This is a genomic window from Enterococcus sp. DIV0970a (assembly GCF_051711265.1).
Taxonomy (GTDB): Bacteria; Bacillota; Bacilli; order Lactobacillales; family Enterococcaceae; genus Enterococcus_D; species Enterococcus_D casseliflavus.
Map to the genome: position 1 here is coordinate 3021483 of NZ_JBIOMF010000001.1, position 18041 is coordinate 3039523.

Here is an 18041-nt window from a genome sequence, read left to right on the forward strand (position 1 = left end):
AAAGAGCTGTAGCGCAGGAAAAAAGCGTGAGACGTCTTGTCTGACCTTAACTTCTGTCACAGTCCCCTTTTATTTATTTTTATAAAGTGGATAGTTGTCCGTCAATTCTTTGACTTGCGCCGCTACTTCTGCCAAAACGGCTTCATCATTTGGTTTTTCTAAAACTTTGACGATCAATTTCGCCACTTCGACACAATCTTCTTCTTTAAAGCCGCGACTAGTGATCGCTGGTGTCCCCACGCGAATTCCACTCGTTTTGAAAGGACTTAATGATTCGAAAGGAATCGAGTTTTTATTGACGGTGATATTGACTTGATCCAGCAAAACTTCTGCTTCTTTGCCGTTCAAATCAAAGCCGCGCACATCGATCAATAATAGGTGATTGTCTGTTGCACCAGAGACCAAGCGGGCTTGTGGTGCTTGGTTGAAGACTTTCGCCATTGCTTGTGCATTGCGGATGACTTGCTCAGAGTACTCTTTGAACGACTCATCTTGTGCTTCTTTAAAAGCAACAGCTTTCGCTGCGATCACGTGCTCTAATGGGCCGCCTTGGATACCAGGGAAAACGGCACTATTGATTTTTTTCGCTAAGTCTTCATCATTTGTTAAAATCAAGCCGCCTCGAGGGCCGCGTAATGTTTTATGGGTCGTAGAAGTCGTGATGTCCGCATAAGGAACTGGGTTTGGATGAAGACCAGCCGCTACTAAACCAGCGATATGCGCCATATCCACCATCAATTTTGCGCCAACTTCATCAGCGATTTCACGGAACTTCGCAAAATCGATCGTACGTGAGTAAGCACTGGCACCAGCAACGATCAGTTTCGGTTGATGCTTACGCGCCAAAATACGAACGACATTGTAGTCTATGACTTCTGTTGCAGGATCAACACCATAACTAACAAAATTATAGGTCTTGCCGCTGAAATTCACTGGTGAGCCATGAGTCAAATGACCGCCTGCGGAAAGATCCATCCCTAATACTGTATCGCCTGTTTCGATCAACGCTAAATAAGCTGCTGTGTTGGCTTGAGAACCAGAATGCGGTTGAACATTGGCATATGCCGCACCGAAAATACTTTTCGCCCGTTCAATTGCTAAGTTTTCTACCACATCAACAAATTCACAACCGCCATAGTAACGACGACCTGGATAACCCTCAGCGTATTTATTTGTCAAAATACTACCTTGCGCAGCCATTACACCTTCTGAAACGATATTTTCAGACGCAATCAATTCCAAATTGTTTTGTTGACGATTCGTTTCTTTTTCGATCGCTTGCCACAATTCGGGATCAAACGTTTGATAATCCATGCTTACAACACCCCTTTACCTTAATGGTAGCATTGTATCACATTTCTTCATAAGCTACCTATAATGAATTCTGGTTTTTTGCTAATTTTCTTGAAAGAAACTTTGATTTGCAGCTTTTTTCAACCGATTCATATAAGCAGCCCCTAAGCCGCTTTCTGGAAACGTGGGTGCAAATAAGACATCTAACTCAGCAATCGATTCATCTAACGCCCGTAAACCAGCAAACAGCCCTTTTGTCGCGGCTTCCACACTGTCATCAAAAAATAAATAGATGGCTGCAGCTTCAAAGCGGACTTGCTCGGCGATCGTTGGTCCAGCTAAAACCCCTACCTTAAACTGCTGTTCTTTTGCCCAAGCCATGGCTGCCGGCCAATCTTGGTCATTGACCATCATGACGTTGGTATTCGGTGCATAGTGCTTGTATTTCATGCCCGGCGCTTTGGGTGCTTCACTTTCTGTTACTAAGTGCTGATCGACGAGGACTTTTGTTTGTAAAACTGCTTCAAGCTGTTCTTTAGAGATCGCACCAGGACGTAAGATGATCGGCGGCGCCGTTGGGTCACTCAAATCTAAGACCGTTGATTCGACACCGATCTGCGTCACCCCATCATCCAAGATGCCAGCGATTTTGCCTGCCAGATCATGCTGAACATGCGCAGCTGATGTTGGGCTTGGTTTACCAGAAGTATTCGCGCTAGGGCCAACCAATGGCTGTTGGGCTTTTTTGATCAACGCTAACGTCTTGGTGTTGTTTGGCATCCGAAACGCCGCTGTGGATAAGCCGCCAGTAACAATGCTAGGTAAACTGTCTTTTTTGATCGAAAAGATCAAGGTTAAGGGCCCAGGCCAGAAAGTTTCCATCAATTTATCAGCAAAAGGATGCTTGTTATCCACAAACGGTTCCAACTGCTCTGGCTCGGCAATATGAACGATCAAAGGGTTGTCACTAGGTCGCCCTTTGACTTGATATACTTGCGCAACAGCCGTGGGCAAAAGCGCGCTAGCCCCTAGTCCATAGACGGTTTCCGTCGGGAACGCCACCAATCCCCCCTCAGCTAAAATAGCTGCTGCTTCGTTCAACTGTGTTTGATCAAAAATTTTTGTTTCCACAATTTATCCACATCCTTTTTTGAGAAGTTTCCACACTTATCAACATTTTCTCGTTTCTTTTCCACATTTTGTGGATAAGTCGTTTGTCAAGTGTGGATAACCCTGTTTATAACTCGGTTTATTTAGAAGTCGTTCATTTCATAAGGTTTTTGCAATTTTTCTGTAGCAAAAAAAATTTATTTATCCACTTCTTGTGGATGACTGACGAACACCATCCGGTCTTGACCCGCAAGATCTTTTACTACAGTGACTTCTTTGTTGGGAAAAGCGGCTGCAAAAAGCTGTTGAACAGCTAATCCTTGCTGAAAGCCGATTTCTAGCGCCATTTGCCCGTTAGGCGCCAAACAATTCGGTGCTTGCTGTGCCAATTGCTTATAGATCGCCAATCCTTGTTCTTGTGCAAAAAGCGCCATTTTAGGCTCTTTTTCTCTTACGCTGATATCCATCAGCGGCCACTCTTCAGCGCTGATATACGGTGGGTTGGAAACGATCAGATCCCATTGCTGATCTGCCACGGGCTCTAAGGTATCTCCTTGGAAAAAGCGAATCTCCGCGCCTAAGGCTGCCGCATTTTCTTTAGCAACGGCTAATGCCTCTGCTGAAAGATCCACGGCACTCACGGCCCACTGGGGACGTGCTAATTTCAAGGCAATGGCGATCGCTCCAGTACCTGTGCCGATGTCTACGACTCGCAGCGGCTGATCTGCTGGTAATTTTGCCAAACACTTTTCCACCAGCTCTTCGGTTTCTGGACGCGGGATCAAGGTTGCAGGGGTCACTTTTAAGCGATGCCCATAAAATTCTTCATACCCTAATAAATATTGCGGTGGTTCATGCTGCAACAGCTGTTCAAGATCTGCTGCGATCTGTGCCTCATCTTCCCTTAAGATGGGTTGGTCCATCTGCAGCAGCCAATCGAGTTGCTGCCAGTTTTTTCGCTGTAAAAACAGGTATTGGATCGCATACCCGTCCAGCCCTTTCGTTTCTAAAAAAGAAGAAGCCCGTGAAAGGACTTCTCGATAGGTTTTAGCCATTTTGCATCTCATCTAATTTTGATGTTTGATCGTAAACGATCAGTGCATCAACAATTTCATCGAGTTTTCCAGCTAAAATTTGATCCAATTTTTGAATAGTCAACCCGATACGGTGATCTGTTACGCGGTTTTGCGGGAAGTTATAGGTGCGAATCCGTTCAGAACGATCGCCGGTACCCACTGCTGATTTACGGTTTGCATCGTATTCACTTTGTGCTTCTTGCTGCATTTGGTCATAGACCCGTGCCCGCAAGACTTTCATCGCTTTCTCACGGTTTTTCAGCTGTGAACGCTCATCTTGCATCGCAACAGCGATCCCTGTTGGCAAGTGCGTCAGACGAACAGCAGAAGCTGTTTTGTTGACGTGCTGACCACCAGCACCAGAGGCATGGTAAATATCGGTCCGAATATCTTTGTCTGCGATATCGATTTCGACTTCTTCAGCTTCGGGCATAACCACGACCGTTGCCGTAGACGTATGGATTCGGCCTTGTGATTCGGTAGACGGTACCCGCTGCACTCGGTGGGCGCCGCTCTCATATTTCAATTTTGAAAAGACGTTGTCGCCAGTGATCATCATGATGACTTCTTTGTACCCACCGATCCCAGTGACGTTGGCATCCATGACTTCGACTTTCCAGCCTTGGTTTTCCGCATATTTTTGATACATATTGAAAAGATCGCCAGCAAATAAGGCTGCTTCATCGCCGCCTGCTGCACCACGGATCTCCATGATGATGTTTTTGTCATCATTCGGATCTTTTGGCAATAACAAGATTTTGATGCGTTCTTCTAAAACATCTTTTTCTTTTTTCAAGTCAGAGAGTTCTTCTTTGGCCATCTCTGCCATTTCCGCATCAAGGTTTTCCCCAAGCATTTCTTCGGTATCCTTGATTCCCTCAACAACTTCTTTGTAACGACGGTAGACTTCCACCGTTTCCCGTGTATTGGCTTCTTCTTTTGAAAGCTGCATGAAGCGTTTGGTGTCAGAGATCACGGCTGGATCACTTAGTAATTCGCCTAATGCTTCGTAACGGTCTTCGATTGCTTGTAACTGATCGTACATTGATTATTCTCCTTCTTTTTTCATTCCCGGGTGAAAGTAATGTTTGCGGCAAACAGGATAATACGCTTCGTTACCGCCGATTTGTACTTGGTCGCCCTCGTAAACGGGTTTTCCGTCGATATAGTGCAAGTTCATGGTTGCTTTTTTATGACAGAACCAGCAGATGGTTTTCATCTCTTCGATTTTATCTGCGTAAAGCAACAAGTATTTTGAGCCTTCAAATAATTCATTGCGGAAATCATTTTTCAAACCAAAGGCCATCACAGGGATACCTAACTCGTCCACGATTTTGGTGAAAGCCAGCACGTGATGCTTCTTTAGGAACTGTGCTTCGTCGATCAAAATACAATAAGGTTTGTAACCGAGGTCTTTGATCAAATGGAACAGATCCGTTTCATCAAAAATCGGGATCGCGTCTCGTTCTAAGCCGATGCGGCTCGAAACATTTCCCACACCGCTTCTGGTGTCCAATCCACTTGTCATGATCACGACTGGTTTGTCTTGTTCTTCATAGTTGTGAGCAACTTTCAATATCTCGATCGTTTTCCCACTATTCATTGCGCCATATTTAAAAAAAAGCTGTGCCATCTCGCCCATCCTTCCTCATACTCCTTTGGTATTATACTTGAAAAAGGAGAATTTTTACAGACTTAAATTCGACACCTGCCGCCTTTTACGCAAGAGTTTTACGAAAAATTAACGGATTTTTTGCCGCCGCCATCTCTTACTCGTTTCTGGCTTTTTGAGCAACTTTTGCCAATACTTGACAAGCCAGCGAATATTCTGGATTTTCATTCCCATTGATATCCGTTGCAATGATCACAAAACCAAGCTGCTGATACAGCGTGATTGCTGCGTGGCTCCAGGTTTGCGTATGAAGATACATCGGTTCGTTGGCTGCCTCCAAGACAGAAACGACTTGCGTGACCAAGCCGCGAGCGATCCCTTGACGTTGAGCTTGCGGCATTACTGCTACCCAATGGACTAGTGGAACCGGTGTGCCATCTTGCTTGGCTTTTTTCCAAGCGGTAGCCGTACCGACCGGTGTACCTGATTGATCAAGGGCAAAAAACATTCGCTGTCCTAGCTGTGCTTGCTCAGGCATAAATTCTTTTTCAAAATACGCCAATGCCTCGGCCTCATTGTCAAACTCTCCGACGGATGTTTCAATCCGTGCCCAGTGCCTTTCGTCTCCTGCTTGGTAGCTGCGTAATGAATAGTTATCGGATTGAACAGGCTGGATCGGTGTGCTTTTGTGCGCTCGCTTCATCCAGATTTCTGCATATGGAATTGATTTATCTAACATTGGTTGTGCCTCTCTTTCATTGGTTTTTTCCTTGTTCAAAGGTTTATTTGAGAATTAATTTGGAATCAATCATGTAATTTCTTTACTAGAAAAATTTCTGTTAGCTGATTTTGCGTATGGGCGATTCTCCCAATTTCATCATAGCCCAATCGCTGATAAAAATCAGGCGCTTGAAAATCAAAGGTCGCCGTCTGACAATTTTCACAGCCAAATGCTTTCAGCTGCTGTTCAAGAGCAGTAAGAATCTGCTTACCATACCCTTTCCCCCGCTCGGATGCTTTGACCCACAGGGTGTCAAGATAACCGATGTGATACATCGAGGCATAGGCAATGCCACCAGCAATCACCATCCCCTCTTTTTTGATTACACAACTGAAGCTCTGATAGGTTTCTGTTTGCGTAAATGGTTTTTGGTGCTTTGTATACGCTGTTAACGCTGATTCTAAAGCAGCCAATTCTTGCTCGTTTCCTTGTTCAATGATTAGCGCCACAGTCAATCCCGCCTTCTTATTTCTTCATAGTCAGCCATGATATGATTGACCGTTTCTGCTATCGTTTGCCCTTCTTTAATCAGCCTTTCCTTTAAAGACTCCTGCGGGAAAAGCAAGTCACGCTCAAGCCACCATTCACGCATGTTCTCCTCGGAAAAATGGTCTCGCTGCATTCGGGTCTGATGTCTTTTGACCGTTTCCTCAAAAGAAAGATCAAAATAATAAACGAGATTACTTTCGGGAAAGAGTTGAATCAGAAAGTCGAGAAAGTCTTGGTATTTTTCACGAGAATAAATTCCTTTAACAAGTACCAATGGCACTTTCCCCTTCGCATACAAGACGGCTTCTTTCATCAAACCGATTGCTAAATTATTGGGGCTATCTTTGACACAAAAAATTTCTCTGCGAAAAACATCTTGTGAAATCAACACTGCTTTCTCACCGAAAATGTGTTGAACAGCTCTGGCAATAGTGGTTTTGCCGCTGCCAGAATTACCTCGAAGTAAAATCAAAATACTTTCCATGCAAACTTCCTTTCTTCATTGCCCTGTTTTCTAAGCATATCTCTTGTTTTTCTCTACTAGAAGCATACCATAGAAGCAAAGGAGGAATACCTATGAAAGATACGGCAATTTTTGCTGGCGGTTGTTTTTGGTGCATGGTGAAACCTTTTGACTCGCAGCCAGGCATCCTCAAAGTGGTTTCTGGCTTTACTGGCGGCCATGTGCCTAACCCAACCTACCAACAAGTAACGACAGGAACCACCGGTCACACCGAAGCAGTTGAGATCACCTTTGATCCTGAGGTCATCTCTTATGAAGAATTGGTTGCCATCTATTGGCAGCAGACAGACCCCACGGATGCGTTTGGTCAGTTTGCCGACCGTGGTGATTCCTATCGTCCAGTGATTTTTTACAATAGTGAAGAACAAAAAGCGGTTGCGGAAAATTCAAAGGCGCAGTTGCAAGCTAGCGGCCGCTTTGACCGTCCGATCGTAACGAAGATCGAACCAGCAGAACCTTTTTATCCTGCAGAAGACTACCATCAAGATTTTTACAAGAAAAATGCAGCCCATTACAATGCTTATAGCGAAGGCTCCGGTCGAGCTGGCTTTATTCGCCAAAACTGGGCCTAACATTTTTGGAGCATGCCTCCCGATTTATCATTAACAGCCGATTTGCTCCCAAGGCAGATCGGCTGTTTTCTGTTTCTTTTGCCAAAAGGAAATTGACAATCAGGGCATTTTCGCGATACACTGATTAGAAAATTCTGACGATTATAAAGGAGTGTTTGTTTGATGTTAGCCAATGAAGTCCGTCCAGGTCCTAATCGATATATTACTGGCGATGGGGTCTTAGCTGATTTGCCAGAGTATTTAAGTGAGTTCCAAGAAGTTGCTGTGATCACTGGGGAGCAGTCATTCGATGTGTTTTCAGCCTATTACCCCCATTCATTTGACTACCCGATCTACCGCTACGATGGATCATCGAGTTATGAAAATGCGCAAGCCTTAGCTGAAGCGATCCAGCAAGCGGATGCCGTGGTGGCAATCGGCGGCGGCAAGGTCGCTGATACAGCAAAAATCACCGCCCAAACCCTTGGCGCAGAATTGATCGTGATCCCTACATTGGTTTCCAACTGTGCACCCTTCACCCCGGTGATCGTCGCCTATTACCCTGATCATACGATTTGTAAAATCGACTATGCCAAAAAAGGTGCCTACATGACGATCGTCGACACCCGTTTTTTACTAGCCACACCCGTTGATTACTTTATCGCTGGGATCGCTGATACGTTAGCCAAATATTATGAAATGGAAGCCATCGTCCGCAACATGGCAGAAGACGACAAGACTGCCTTAGTACGGCTAGGTTTCCAAAGCGCTCTTTTGATCAAAGACTTGTTGATTGCCGATGCGATCCAAGCTGTCAAAGACCTAGAAGTCGGGCAGCTGACCCCCGCCTTTGCCCGCATCACCGATGCGATCATTGCTTTGGCAGGCGAAGTTGGTGGTTTTGCAGTCGAATTTGGCCGCACGTCTGGTGCGCATGCGTTGCATGACGGCTTGTCTTATTTGAGTGAGACTCATAGTGTCTTGCACGGCAATAAAGTCGCCTACTGCATTTGGGTCCAGCTTGCCTATACCAATAATTTTGATGTGATTGAAGAATTACGGCCATTTTACGAAGCTTTGCACTTGCCAATGAAGCTGAAGGATCTCCACGTGACACGCCTTGATCGGGATTACTTCGCCTCGGTTCTGACCTATGCTGTCAAAGAAGAAGAAACCTTTATTTTGATCGATCCTGCGATCACACCCGAAAAAGTCTATCAGGCGATCGAAGCAGTGGAGGCGCTGTAAACCTTACACATTGCTAAACAACTATATAAAAAAAACTGTTTCTCTAATGCACTTCGGAAACAGTTTTTTTATTTGATCAAACAGACACGCAGTAGCGATCCTGGCTGCGCATGTTCTTAACGGGCAACAGCAACTGAAGCATTGCCTATCACTGCACGACTTCACCCAGCAGCCCGTTTTCTAAGCAGTAATGATAAATGCCTTCCTCGGCTACGTGACCGATCACTTCATCGGCGATTGCTTTTAACTCATCCGAAGCATTGGCCATTGCGAGACCCCAGCCGACTGCCTCCAGCATCTCAATGTCATTGTTGCCATCGCCAAAGGCAATGGCTTCAGATTTATCCAAGCCATAGTAAGCCAGCATTTTGGCAATGCCGCTTCCTTTCCCACTGCTGGCTGGAATAATATCGACTGCGCGATCCCACCAGGCGGTGATTTTCGCCTCCGTGGTATTTGCCATCACTTTGGCGTAGTCTTCTTTCCCTGAGCCTAGCATCACTTGAAAAATGTCTTGCTGTTGGATCACCTCATCAAAATCTTCTGCCACGATCACTTCTTGGTGGGCAAAGGAAAAATACTCACCTAAATCAGCATCTTTGCCATTGGCAACCGTTCGGTCCTTCGTAGCGATCGCTACTGGACGCTTGAGTGCCGTGGCATTTTCAATGATTTGCTGAATATCTTTTTTAGGAATGGGGTTTTGGTAGATCCCCTCGGCTTGATTAAAACAATACGATCCGTTAAAGGTCAAAAACGCATCGAAGGTCACGCCTTCAAATTGCGGCAACGCGATGGGACTTCTGCCAGTCGCAATGCACAACAGGATCCCTTGCTTCTTCAAGGCTTTTAATGTGGCTAACATTCTTTCAGAGATTTGCTTTTTGCTCATATCGATCAGTGTGCCATCAACATCGAAAAAAATAATTTTCACGTTCTTCATGATACTCCCCATTTCCGTCTCGATTTTCAAAAAATTTGATGCGCTTTTTTTTGTTCGCTTTCTCGCTATTGTTCCGTGCGGATCGTCGCTGCTATCTTTTTCTTCTTTTATCTTCTCATAAATTGCCAGCGTTTTCTTCTGAAATCGCGAAATCCTTACTGATTTGCTTCGAGTTTTTAAGTTTCTTAAGCAATCAAGCTGCCGCAAGAACCACAGCCTGATCGTTTCCTCTAACCCAACGGCCCTTTCCAAAAGCTTTTCCTTACACAATTTCTGTTCCCATGAATTCTATCCTGCTTTCTTTCAAATCTACTTGGTTCTTTGGTATACTGGGGATAGTTTATTTAGTGAGGGGTTTTTTGTAATGAACTTTACCCGCTTTGCCCGCTTGACGCAGCGCAGGAGCAAGACGTTTATTTCCCAGAACGTGTCTTCAATCCAAGTGATTGTTTTTTATTATATCGTGATGACGGTGGTCTCTTTGGGGCTTTTTTCACTCCCCTTCTTTCGAGAACCCGGCTCTCATGTCGCGTTTATCGATCTGTTCTTTATGGCGGTCAGCACGGTCAGTGTCACTGGGCTGACTACCTTCCCGATCAATGACGTGTTTAACGACCACGGGGTCATCTTATTGGAAGTCCTCTTTCAAGTCGGCGGTTTAGGGATCATGATGATCTCGACCTTTTTTGCGATCGTCTCACGGCGCAAAATCAGTTTAAAGCAGCGCCAGTTGATCATGACGGATATGAATCAGCCAAAGCTTAGTGGGATCGTTCGGATGATTCGAACGACGTTTACAATCATTTTAGTTTGTCAGTTGGTAGCAGGTACGATCTTCGCTGTTTATTTTCATCTTTACGGCTATTATGACAATTGGCGAGATGCGATCTTTTATGGGTTTTATCAAGCGATCTCTGCTGTGACCAACTCAGGGTTTGATGTGACGGGCAATTCCATCTTGCCGTTTTCCCATGATTATTTCTTCCTGACGTGTATCATGATTTTGATTTTTATCGGGGGGATCGGATTTCCAGTGATCATGGACTTTCGAGAATGGGTTCTTTTTAAAATGAAAAAACAACGCCGCCGCTTGCCGTTTCGCTTTTCATTATTCACAAAAATTGCTGTTTTGGCTTTCGTGATCCTCTTTGTCGGCGGTACATTAGCGATCTTTTTCCTTGAGAAAGATTATTTGTTCAAAGATTACAGCTTTAGCGGTATGTGGATGAACAGCATGTTTTATTCCATGACAACGCGGAATGCTGGCCTGCAGATCCATGACTTAGGCAACTTTCAAACCACGACGTTGATCGTTTTCTCCTTGCTGATGTTTATTGGTTGTAGTCCCAGCTCTGTTGGTGGGGGGATTCGGACGACGACCATTGCCATCATTGGGCTGTACCTCTATGCCTTCTTAAAAAGTGAGGATAATATCAATATCTTTGGTCGCCGCATCGATCAAGATGACGTCCGCAAATCGGTGGTAGTCTTCATGCTTTCGATGGGCATGTGCTTCTTTTGTGTCTTATTCTTGACCGCCATCGAGGATATCCCTTTGATTGCCATCATTGTTGAAGTTTCCTCGGCCTTTGGAACCACAGGACTTTCTTTAGGAATCACGGGCGATTTATCAACTATTGGCAAACTCGTGATTGCTCTTTTGATGTTTATTGGCCGTGTCGGTATGCTGTACACTTTGATGTTATTCGTACCAAAAGAAACACGTGACTTAGGTTACGAGTACCCAACGGAAAAAATCATTATCGGTTAAAGCAGCAGCAAACCTGGCAGAAGGTTTGCTGTTTTGCTTTTCAAGCCTTTGATCATCGCAAGTAAAAGAGCCATTTATCAGAATGGTCTTTGCAGAAATTTAAAGAATCGCAAAAGCAATTTAACCTTTTTCTTGGTATATGGTATGATAAATTGAATTTGCACAATGAAAGCATTCGCTCTAATGGAGGGTTACATTATGGGAATACGAAGTCATCTGGCTGTTTCAGTCGGTAAGACCTCTCAATGGGTATTAAAGAACTTTTTCAAAGGCGGCTCAAGCCTGCCTGGTAAATTAGCATTAAAAGTTGATCCACATATATTAGATCATTTGGCGAAAGATTACCAAGTCGTCGTGATCACAGGCACCAACGGCAAAACATTGACGACTGCCTTGACTGTCAATATTTTGCGCCAAGAATTTGATGAAGTATTGACGAACCCCACCGGCGCCAATATGGTCCAAGGGATCGTTTCAACCTTTCTATCGGCACGCCCTAAAAAAGGCAAAAAATTCGCGGTTTTAGAAATCGATGAAGCCAGTCTCAGCAAAGTAACGAAGTACATCAAACCGGAATTGTTCGTTTTCACTAATATTTTCCGCGATCAAATGGACCGTTATGGCGAGATCTATACGACCTATAAAATGATCGTTGAAGGTGCCGCAAACTCACCAGAAGCTACGATCCTCTGCAATGGGGATTCGCCACTGTTCAATTCGGTAGCAACTGTCAATCCGCGGAAATACTATGGATTTGATCATTTGCCAGATGAAGAGCAGATGGCCCATTACAATACGGATGGCGTGTTGTGTCCTGAGTGTCATCACATTTTGCACTACAAAATGATCACCTATGCCAACCTTGGAAAATACTACTGCCCAAATTGTGGCTTCCATCGTCCAGAATTGGATTATAAACTGACGGAAATGACCGCAATGGACAACACCTCTGCTGATTTTGTGATCGATGGCAATGACTATCGCATCGAAGTTGGTGGGATGTACAATGTCTACAATGCGCTGGCGGCAACTGCGATTGCGGAATATTATGGCGTAGCACCTGCAAAAATCAAATCTGGTTTGGCCTATGACGAAAAAGTCTTTGGTCGCCAAGAAGTGATCCGCATCGGGGACAAAGAATGTACGTTAGTCTTAGTTAAAAACCCTGTTGGTTTGAACCAAGTCATCGATATGATCGGCCTGTCGCCCTATCCTTTCTCGCTAGTCAGCTTGTTGAATGCCAACTACGCAGATGGGATCGACGTCAGCTGGATTTGGGATGGCGACCATGAAGCGTTTGCCGATATGGGAATTCCTCAAGTGATCGCTGGTGGTGATCGTCACAAAGATATGGCGTTGCGGCTAAAAGTTGCGGGAATCCCTGAAAAAAAAATCATTGAAACCCCTGAACTTGATGACGTCATCAAGCAAATCGCAGACTTACCAACAGAAAAAGTCTATATTTTAGCGACTTACACTGCAGTCTTGCAGCTACGCAAAAAGCTTGCGGAAAAAGGCTATATCAAAGGAGGAATGAGTCGTGACTAAGTATCAACTGAATGTTGCCCACTTGTATGGAAATCTTTTGAATACTTATGGCGACAACGGCAATCTCTTGATGCTGCGCTACGTGGCCGAAAAACTAGGCGTGACCTTCAACGCAGAAGTCGTCAGCATTCACGAGCCCTTCGATCCTGAAAAATATGATCTCGTCTTCTTCGGTGGCGGACAAGATTTTGAACAAGTGATCGTTTCACAAGATATCCAATCAAAAAAAGAAGCCTTGACAAGCTATATCGAAAATGATGGCGTGATGCTGGCAATTTGCGGCGGCTATCAATTGCTGGGTCATTACTACATCGGTGCCAACGGCGAGAAAATCAAGGGGATCGGCGCCTTGGATCATTACACCTTGAGCCAAGAAAACAACCGGTTCATCGGTGACATCGTGATCCACAATGAAGAATTCGATGAGACCTATTATGGCTTTGAAAACCATAATGGCCGTACTTTCTTAGGTAAAGGGGAAAAACCATTGGGGAAAGTCATCCAAGGACAAGGAAACAATGGCGAAGACCAAACCGAAGGCGTGGTTTACCGCAATGTGTTCGGCTCTTACTTCCACGGACCGCTCCTTGCAAGAAATGAGCATTTGGCAGAGCGCTTGATCCGCACCGCCCTTGCCAATCGTTATGGCAACGTCGAAATTTAAATACACGTACGTAGCAAACAAACCTGTGTTTCACAGGTTTGTTTTTTTATGGGAAATTTCCCCGCAGTTGCCACTTTTTCTCTTTGTTTGCTTCTACGTTCCTATGCTGCCTCGCTTTATTGTAACCGCTATCTTTCTTTTCTATACTGGGGTTGTAGTAAAAATTGAAAGGAGATGTTAAGAAATTATGATGGAAAAAGTTCAGCGGTTTGGCGGTGCGATGTTTACCCCGGTCCTCTTGTTTTCCTTTTCAGGGATCATGGTCGCGCTGTGTATTATCTTTAAAAATCCGATGCTTGTGGGGAGCATCGCCACTGAAGGCTCTACGTGGTACAACATTTGGACGATCATTGAAAACGGTGCGTGGACGGTCTTCAACCAAATGGAATTATTATTTGTCATTGGATTACCGATCGGTCTCGCAAAAAAAGCCAATGCGCGAGCGGCAATGGAAGCCTTTGTCGTCTATATTACTTGTAATTATTTTATTTCTGGCATGATCGAGTACTTTGGTCGCTTCTTCGGTGTCAACTTTGCAGCTGATCCCGGCGGTGAGAGTGGCTTGAAAATGATCGCTGGCATTAAAACATTAGATACTGGTATTATCGGAGCAATTTTTATTTCGGCGATCGTCGTCTATCTTCACAACAAGTTTTTCGATACGAAGCTGCCTGATTTTCTCGGAATTTTCCAAGGCTCTTCCTTTGTCGTGATCCTCGGTTTCTTTTTAATGCTACCAGTTGCTTTCTTGATCGCATTGATTTGGCCGAAAGTCCAAGCTGGCATTGGGTCCATGCAAGGGTTTTTAGCAAGTGCTGGGGTCTTTGGGGTCTGGCTCTATACTTTCTTAGAGCGAATATTGATTCCCACAGGTCTCCATCATTTCGTGTATACCCCCTTTGTTTTTGGTCCCGCTGTCGTCGAAGAAGGAATCTCCAAATACTGGATGGCACATTTACAAGAATTTGCCCAATCCACCAGACCATTGAAAGAGCTTTTCCCTGAAGGGGGCTTTGCTTTACATGGCAATTCTAAGATCTTTGCTGCACCAGGGATCGCTGCTGCTTTTTATTTCACAGCCAAGCCTGAGAACAAAAAGAAGGTCTTAGCGATTTTGATCCCTGCCACTTTAACTGCCGTTTTAGCTGGTATCACTGAGCCATTGGAATTCACCTTCCTCTTTATCTCACCACCCCTCTTTGCGGTGCACGCTGTTTTAGCAGCGACCATGGCGGCAACGATGTTTGCCTTCGGGGTTGTTGGAGATATGGGGGGCGGCTTGATCGATCTGTTGGCGAAGGTCTGGATTCCGCTATTTCAAAATCATCGCAGTATGATCTTCACGCAGCTGGTGATCGGGTTAGCCTTTACTGCCCTTTATTTCCTTGTTTTCCGCTTCTTGATCCTCAAATTTAAGTTAGCCACACCAGGACGGGAAGAAAACAATAGCGAAGTCAAACTGTACACCAAAAAAGATTACAAAGAAAAACAAGCCAACACTGGAACGCCAGTGATGGCTGGTGCCAATCGCTACACCGAACAAGCCGCAGTCTACTTAGAAGGGTTTGGCGGACGCGATAATATCGATAAAGTCACTAATTGTGCCACTCGCCTAAGAATCACCGTCAAAGATCAAGACCAAGTGCTGCCAGATGACATCTTTAAAGGCGCTGGTGCCCATGGTGTTGTTCGCAACGGCAACGCCTTCCAAGTGATCGTTGGTCTGGATGTGCCACAAGTGAGAGAACAATTCGAAAAATTATTAGCTGTATCAGACTAAGGAGGAAACAAAAATGAAAAAATTTTCAATCGTGATCGCCGGAGGCGGCAGTACCTTTACCCCAGGAATCGTCTTGATGCTTTTGGAACACTTGGATCGTTTCCCGATTCGCCAAATCAAGTTTTACGACAATTTGGAAGAACGACAAGAAAAAGTGGCACAAGCTTGCGATATTTTATTGAAAGAACGCGCACCAGAAATCAGCTTTTTAGCAACCACTGATCCCGAAACCGCATTTCAGGATGTCGATTTTGTGATGGCGCATATCCGAGTTGGCTTGTATGCGATGCGCGAAAAGGATGAAAAAATCCCTTTGAAATATGGTGTGGTCGGCCAAGAAACTTGTGGTCCTGGCGGGATCGCTTATGGGATGCGTTCTATCGGCGGTGTATTGGAGTTAGTCGATTACATGGAAAAATATTCCCCTGATGCATGGATGTTGAATTATTCCAATCCTGCAGCGATCGTCGCAGAAGCGACTCGTAAATTGCGCCCTGATGCTAAGATCATTAATATTTGTGATATGCCAGTGGGAATCGAAGAACGGATGGCGCAAGCGATCGGTTTAGCTTCTCGCAAAGAATTGGTCGTTCGCTATTATGGCTTGAATCACTTTGGCTGGTGGACAGATATACGAGACAAAGCTGGCAATGATTTGCTGCCGCAGATCCAGGCGCATGTGGCAAAATACGGCTATTCATTGCCAGAAGAAATCGAAGCGAGCCAACATGCTGATGCCAGCTGGATGCACACCTTTGCCAAAGCAAAAGAAGTGTACGAAGTTGATCCATCCACTTTGCCAAATACCTACTTGAAATATTACTTTTTCCCTCAAGATGAAGTGGCGCACACCAACCCATCTTTTACACGGGCAAATGAAGTCATGGCTGGCCGCGAAAAACACGTCTTTGGTGAATGCCAACGCATCGTAGAAAACCAGACAGCGACTGACACCACGCTTGAAGTGGATGAACACGCCAGCTACATCGTGGACCTTGCACGAGCGATTGCTTATAACACGCAAGAACGGATGCTGTTGATCGTGCCTAACGAAGGAGCGATCGTCAACTTTGATGAACAGGCAATGGTGGAAGTGCCTTGTATCGTCGGCAGTAACGGGGCAGAACCAATCACACAAGGCAAGATCCCTCGCTTCCAAAAAGGATTGATGGAACAACAAGTCGCCGTAGAAAAATTAGTCGTGGAAGCTTGGGCAGAGGGTTCTTACCAGAAATTATGGCAAGCACTGATTCTTTCAAAAGTGGTTCCAAATGCCCGTGTAGCCAAAGAATTACTCGATGAATTGATTGAAGCAAATCAAGCCTTTTGGCCAGAATTACACTAGCCAGCGTTCTTCGCCTCCCCTCCTGGCTTTTCAGCTATACTTAATCAATAAGGAGGGGTTTTTGTGAAATTACAGTATTTGATTCAACAGCACCAATCAGAGTTAAGTGAACTTGATCGTGGCATTCTAAACTACATTCTTTCCAACGGCGACACCGTTCTATCTATGGGGATCGTCGAGCTATCCGAGCAGGTTCACGTCTCCAAGTCTTCTATTTTACGGTTGACGAAAAAACTTGGTTTTTCTGGCTATTCCGAGTTCAAATATTTTCTACGGCATCAGCAAGAACAGGCAACAACGATTTCGCAACAAAAAACGATTTTTGAAAAGCAACAAGAGGATATTTTCGCCACCCTCAACTATGTAAAAACGGTAGACTTAGCTGCCCTCAACCGCTTGTTTGACCGCAGCAAAACCATCTACTGCTACCCAACTGGGTTTTCCCAAAAGAAAGCACTGGAGGAGTTTTCCAAAATGATGCTTTCTATGGAAAAACGAGTGATCGTATTGCCGAACAAAACGGAATTTGATATGGTCATGCCGATGATCACTGCCGAAGATTGTGTGATCATCGCCTCACTGAGCGGCGAAACAGAAAACGTCAAAGAGAATCTGACGACTTTTGCGATTCGTCAGATTCCCGTTTTGACATTGAGTGCGCCAGGAGATAATTATTTTGCTCGCCATTCAACGTTTCACCTGACCTATTATTGCGATTTTTTTCAAATCGGTCGCAAGAAAATCCCTAGCCAGTCTTTGATTGGACTAAGCTGCTTGATTGATTATTTGATCCGTTCCTACGGACTATTCACTTTACAGGAGGGCAACCATGACTAAACGAAAATGGGCGTTTCCATTGATTTTACTGAGTTATTGGCTTTTGATCGCCGGTGCTTACTATCTTTATCTTTCCTTGACTGCCTTCAACCATGGGATGACCTTTGCCCAGTACCTCAACTCGCAACCGTTAGCCGCTTTAGGGGTCTTGTTAAGTAGTCTCCTTTTGCTGCAAGGGGCTTGCCTGTACTTTATTCAACGGTTTTCCATGAGTAAAAAGGGCCTTTTGGGTCAGTATTTATTCCTGATCTTCTTCCAGCAGTTGCTGACAGCGAATGTCATCGGCGCAGGACTCGTCTTTTTTACAAGAAGAAGTCTTTCAAGTCAGGAGGAAAACGCAACTTGGGGCGAAAAGAGTTTTACCTATGGGGCATTAGCATTCATTCTTTTATTGAGTTTATTCTTTTTCCTCCTTGTTCGATCAGCGATTTAACTTCCCCAAAAAGAAAAGCAGTGCCGATTGGCACTAC

Annotated in this window: 18 protein-coding genes; 9 read left to right on the forward strand and 9 right to left on the reverse strand. The window is 44.8% G+C overall.

Translation table 11 applies throughout. From position 1 onward, the window contains the following. Window positions 1–69 precede the first annotated feature (69 nt). The 8 genes from glyA to IGK14_RS14630 form a co-directional block, all read right to left on the reverse strand. The gene (glyA, locus tag IGK14_RS14595; protein WP_010749077.1) at window positions 70–1314 is read right to left on the reverse strand and encodes a serine hydroxymethyltransferase; all 1245 of its coding nucleotides are present in this window, start codon (window positions 1312–1314) and stop codon (window positions 70–72) included. 81 nt (window positions 1315–1395) lie between these two features. Then, a complete protein-coding gene (locus tag IGK14_RS14600) occupies window positions 1396–2424 on the reverse strand; it encodes an L-threonylcarbamoyladenylate synthase (RefSeq protein ID WP_010749076.1) in 1029 nt (342 codons plus the stop codon). Window positions 2425–2600: 176 nt separating this feature from the next. Further along, entirely contained in the window at window positions 2601–3458 is an 858-nt protein-coding gene (gene prmC, locus IGK14_RS14605) for a peptide chain release factor N(5)-glutamine methyltransferase (RefSeq protein WP_010749075.1), read from the reverse strand. Then, the gene (gene prfA, locus IGK14_RS14610) at window positions 3451–4524 is read right to left on the reverse strand and encodes a peptide chain release factor 1 (RefSeq protein WP_438712534.1); all 1074 of its coding nucleotides are present in this window, start codon (window positions 4522–4524) and stop codon (window positions 3451–3453) included. The genes prmC and prfA overlap by 8 nt, the downstream gene beginning before the upstream one ends. A gap of 3 nt (window positions 4525–4527) precedes the next feature. Then, window positions 4528–5112, reverse strand: coding sequence for a thymidine kinase (locus tag IGK14_RS14615; RefSeq protein WP_005227882.1), 585 nt, complete (start codon window positions 5110–5112; stop codon window positions 4528–4530). A gap of 136 nt (window positions 5113–5248) precedes the next feature. Next, on the reverse strand, window positions 5249–5830 hold the full coding sequence (locus IGK14_RS14620) for a GNAT family N-acetyltransferase (protein ID WP_010749074.1): 582 nt from the start codon (window positions 5828–5830) through the stop codon (window positions 5249–5251). 65 nt (window positions 5831–5895) lie between these two features. Next, window positions 5896–6321, reverse strand: coding sequence for a GNAT family N-acetyltransferase (locus IGK14_RS14625; protein ID WP_010749073.1), 426 nt, complete (start codon window positions 6319–6321; stop codon window positions 5896–5898). Window positions 6322–6323: 2 nt separating this feature from the next. Beyond that, window positions 6324–6845 (reverse strand): AAA family ATPase, encoded by a 522-nt coding sequence (locus tag IGK14_RS14630; protein ID WP_010749072.1) that lies wholly within the window; start codon window positions 6843–6845, stop codon window positions 6324–6326. 92 nt (window positions 6846–6937) lie between these two features. Here IGK14_RS14630 and msrA point away from each other — a divergent pair, with 92 nt between their 5' ends. Then, window positions 6938–7456: a peptide-methionine (S)-S-oxide reductase MsrA gene (gene msrA / locus IGK14_RS14635; RefSeq protein WP_010749071.1), complete on the forward strand. Its 519-nt coding sequence runs from the start codon at window positions 6938–6940 to the stop codon at window positions 7454–7456. A gap of 162 nt (window positions 7457–7618) precedes the next feature. Beyond that, on the forward strand, window positions 7619–8683 hold the full coding sequence (locus tag IGK14_RS14640; RefSeq protein ID WP_142962454.1) for an iron-containing alcohol dehydrogenase family protein: 1065 nt from the start codon (window positions 7619–7621) through the stop codon (window positions 8681–8683). Window positions 8684–8831: 148 nt separating this feature from the next. Here IGK14_RS14640 and IGK14_RS14645 read toward each other — a convergent pair whose 3' ends face one another. After that, the gene (locus IGK14_RS14645) at window positions 8832–9626 is read right to left on the reverse strand and encodes an HAD family hydrolase (RefSeq protein WP_325167323.1); all 795 of its coding nucleotides are present in this window, start codon (window positions 9624–9626) and stop codon (window positions 8832–8834) included. Between the two features lie 313 nt (window positions 9627–9939). Here IGK14_RS14645 and IGK14_RS14650 point away from each other — a divergent pair, with 313 nt between their 5' ends. From IGK14_RS14650 to IGK14_RS14680, 7 genes are all read left to right on the forward strand, one after another. Then, window positions 9940–11397 carry a TrkH family potassium uptake protein gene (locus IGK14_RS14650; protein ID WP_228074059.1) on the forward strand — a complete coding sequence of 486 codons (1458 nt, stop codon included), beginning with the start codon at window positions 9940–9942 and terminating at the stop codon, window positions 11395–11397. Window positions 11398–11595: 198 nt separating this feature from the next. Next, a complete protein-coding gene (locus IGK14_RS14655; protein WP_010749067.1) occupies window positions 11596–12945 on the forward strand; it encodes a Mur ligase family protein in 1350 nt (449 codons plus the stop codon). Beyond that, window positions 12938–13609, forward strand: a complete 672-nt coding sequence (locus IGK14_RS14660; protein ID WP_005233555.1) for a type 1 glutamine amidotransferase — start codon at window positions 12938–12940, stop codon at window positions 13607–13609. Before IGK14_RS14655 ends, IGK14_RS14660 begins: the two co-directional genes overlap by 8 nt. A 187-nt stretch (window positions 13610–13796) precedes the next feature. Then, complete coding sequence (locus tag IGK14_RS14665) at window positions 13797–15389, forward strand: alpha-glucoside-specific PTS transporter subunit IIBC (protein ID WP_010749066.1); 1593 nt, start codon at window positions 13797–13799, stop codon at window positions 15387–15389. Window positions 15390–15402: 13 nt separating this feature from the next. Next, window positions 15403–16734, forward strand: coding sequence for a 6-phospho-alpha-glucosidase (locus tag IGK14_RS14670; RefSeq protein ID WP_010749065.1), 1332 nt, complete (start codon window positions 15403–15405; stop codon window positions 16732–16734). A gap of 63 nt (window positions 16735–16797) precedes the next feature. Continuing rightward, window positions 16798–17571 (forward strand): MurR/RpiR family transcriptional regulator, encoded by a 774-nt coding sequence (locus IGK14_RS14675; protein ID WP_010749064.1) that lies wholly within the window; start codon window positions 16798–16800, stop codon window positions 17569–17571. Beyond that, window positions 17564–18004: a hypothetical protein gene (locus IGK14_RS14680; RefSeq protein WP_005233546.1), complete on the forward strand. Its 441-nt coding sequence runs from the start codon at window positions 17564–17566 to the stop codon at window positions 18002–18004. Before IGK14_RS14675 ends, IGK14_RS14680 begins: the two co-directional genes overlap by 8 nt. Window positions 18005–18041 lie beyond the last annotated feature (37 nt).

Excerpts from the sequence above, each read along its gene's own strand:
- glyA (WP_010749077.1), bottom strand. The coding sequence starts at position 1,314 with ATGGATTATCAAACGTTTGATCCCGAATTGTGGCAAGCGATCGAAAAA.
- prmC (WP_010749075.1), bottom strand. The coding sequence starts at position 3,458 with ATGGCTAAAACCTATCGAGAAGTCCTTTCACGGGCTTCTTCTTTTTTA.
- prfA (WP_438712534.1), bottom strand. The coding sequence starts at position 4,524 with ATGTACGATCAGTTACAAGCAATCGAAGACCGTTACGAAGCATTAGGC.
- IGK14_RS14615 (WP_005227882.1), bottom strand. The coding sequence starts at position 5,112 with ATGGCACAGCTTTTTTTTAAATATGGCGCAATGAATAGTGGGAAAACG.
- IGK14_RS14620 (WP_010749074.1), bottom strand. The coding sequence starts at position 5,830 with ATGTTAGATAAATCAATTCCATATGCAGAAATCTGGATGAAGCGAGCG.
- IGK14_RS14630 (WP_010749072.1), bottom strand. The coding sequence starts at position 6,845 with ATGGAAAGTATTTTGATTTTACTTCGAGGTAATTCTGGCAGCGGCAAA.
- msrA (WP_010749071.1), top strand. The coding sequence starts at position 6,938 with ATGAAAGATACGGCAATTTTTGCTGGCGGTTGTTTTTGGTGCATGGTG.
- IGK14_RS14640 (WP_142962454.1), top strand. The coding sequence starts at position 7,619 with ATGTTAGCCAATGAAGTCCGTCCAGGTCCTAATCGATATATTACTGGC.
- IGK14_RS14645 (WP_325167323.1), bottom strand. The coding sequence starts at position 9,626 with ATGAAGAACGTGAAAATTATTTTTTTCGATGTTGATGGCACACTGATC.
- IGK14_RS14655 (WP_010749067.1), top strand. The coding sequence starts at position 11,596 with ATGGGAATACGAAGTCATCTGGCTGTTTCAGTCGGTAAGACCTCTCAA.
- IGK14_RS14665 (WP_010749066.1), top strand. The coding sequence starts at position 13,797 with ATGATGGAAAAAGTTCAGCGGTTTGGCGGTGCGATGTTTACCCCGGTC.
- IGK14_RS14670 (WP_010749065.1), top strand. The coding sequence starts at position 15,403 with ATGAAAAAATTTTCAATCGTGATCGCCGGAGGCGGCAGTACCTTTACC.
- IGK14_RS14680 (WP_005233546.1), top strand. The coding sequence starts at position 17,564 with ATGACTAAACGAAAATGGGCGTTTCCATTGATTTTACTGAGTTATTGG.